The sequence below is a fragment of the Aerococcus sp. L_32 genome (assembly GCF_050689315.1).
In genome coordinates this window covers 1-1936 of record NZ_JBOEQF010000369.1, presented here as the reverse complement: position 1 = coordinate 1936, position 1936 = coordinate 1, and the positions used below count along the sequence as shown (strand labels likewise).

Genomic DNA, 1936 nt, shown 5'->3' with positions numbered 1-1936 from the left:
GCCTGGTCAATGTCTTCAATATCCATTTCTAATTGTTCAATTTCACTCTCAATAACGGCCCAATCTTTCTTCTCTTGCCAAGACATTCGCTTAGCTTTTGGTGACTCTTCTGTCACTGACTCAGTAGCTTGGTTGTTTGGCTTACTTTGACTGGACACTTTTTGCGATTGACTGGATTGATTTTTTGCTTGTTTCATTGCGTCTCTATAGTCATGGTAGTTACCATAGAATAATTGTACTGTATTGTCCAAGCTGTCCACAATGATAAGCTTCTCAACCACCTTGTCTAGGAAATACCGATCATGGGAAACGGTAATCACAGCTCCTTGGAAGGTCTCTAGGTAGTCTTCTAAGACAGATAAGGTATCAATATCTAAATCGTTTGTCGGTTCGTCTAAAAGTAAGACATTGGGTCTAGTCATCAATATCTTCAATAGGTACAGTCGTTTTCTTTCCCCACCTGATAGCGTGCCAATTAACATGCCATGCGATTCACGGGGGAACAAGAATTGCTCTAGCATTTGCGCTGCAGATGCTTGGGTCCCATCATCATAAACGTACTCAGAAGCGATTTCCTGCACGTAGTTGATCACCCTTTTGTCTTCTGGTAGGTCAGTAGGGATTTGTTGGAAGTAGGCGATACGGACCGTTTCACCCGTTTTTACTTCACCTGAAAGTGGCGCTTGTATGCCAGCAATGGTGTTTAGGAAGGTCGTTTTACCAGCCCCATTATCCCCGATTATCCCGATACGCTCTTTATTCTGTAATAATAGATTGATATTGGTGATTAAGGGTTTATTTGGGTAACCTACCGTTAAGTTATCGAATTCAAGGACTTTATTACCCAACCGTTGAGTATCCAAATCCACTGTCAATTCGCTATCATCTGTTGTTTGGCTTACTTTTTCTTTCAAGTTTTCAAACCGATGAATGCGGGCTTGTTGTTTAGTGGTTCTAGCTTTAGCCCCTTTACGCATCCAAGCCAACTCACTCTTGTACAATTTCTTTTGTTTTGCCATGGTTGCTGCTTCAATTTCATGCTCAGACTGCAATTTTTCCAAATAAATTTGGTAATTACCCTCGTATTGCTTCAAGTCACCCCGGTCCAAAGCAAAGATATGTGTCGTGATTTGGTCTAAGAAGTACCGGTCATGGGTTACAACTAGGACTGATTTCTTATAATTGGCAATGTAGTTTTCTAACCATTCCACCATTTCAAAATCCAAGTGGTTGGTAGGCTCGTCCATCAGTAACAAATCCGGTTCTTCAATCAAAACTTTAGCCAAACCGACCCGTTTCCGTTGGCCCCCAGACAAGACGTTCACTTCTTGGGTTAGGTCATGAATACCTAATTTAGATAAGATCGTTTGGATTGTCGTATCCAAAGTCCAAGCGTTTTGCGCATTCATTTCTTGCTCAATCTGCTGAAATCTCTTTTGTAATTGGCTATTTTCTGGTTCTAATTGCAAGTCTAAGGTAATTTCTTCATACCGACCAACTAATTGGACGATAGGACTTTCAGAGTGATAAACAGCCTCAAAAATCGTTTGGCTTTCATCTAGCTCTGGATCTTGAGTGACAATGCCCACTGTAAAATCTTTTGGATGTTCGATCTGCCCTTGATCTAGGCTAGATTTCCCCGCAATAATATTTAATAAGGTGGTCTTACCTGAACCATTGGCCCCAACCAAACCAACGTGTTGCCCTTCTCTAATTAAAAAGGAAACATCATTTAATAGTTGTTTCATGCCATATGTTTTTGACCAATTTAACGCTTTATAATCTTTCATATATAACCTAGTCCTCTCCGTTCATTCTGTTTTATTTTACCATATAACAGAGGCTATTCAGAATGCTTTAGCAATTCTTATCTTTAAGGCTGACAAATAATGACTATCATTTTCCAAAATTGCAATAATCCGGTATAATAAACCAA

At 39.9% G+C, this 1936-nt stretch carries 1 protein-coding gene; it reads right to left on the bottom strand.

Translation table 11 applies throughout. The annotated features are described in order from the left end of the window. Positions 1-1790: ABC-F family ATP-binding cassette domain-containing protein (locus tag ACRCJ0_RS13000; protein ID WP_431390694.1), on the bottom strand; the 1790-nt coding region annotated here is incomplete at its 3' end. Positions 1791-1936: the final 146 nt, after the last annotated feature.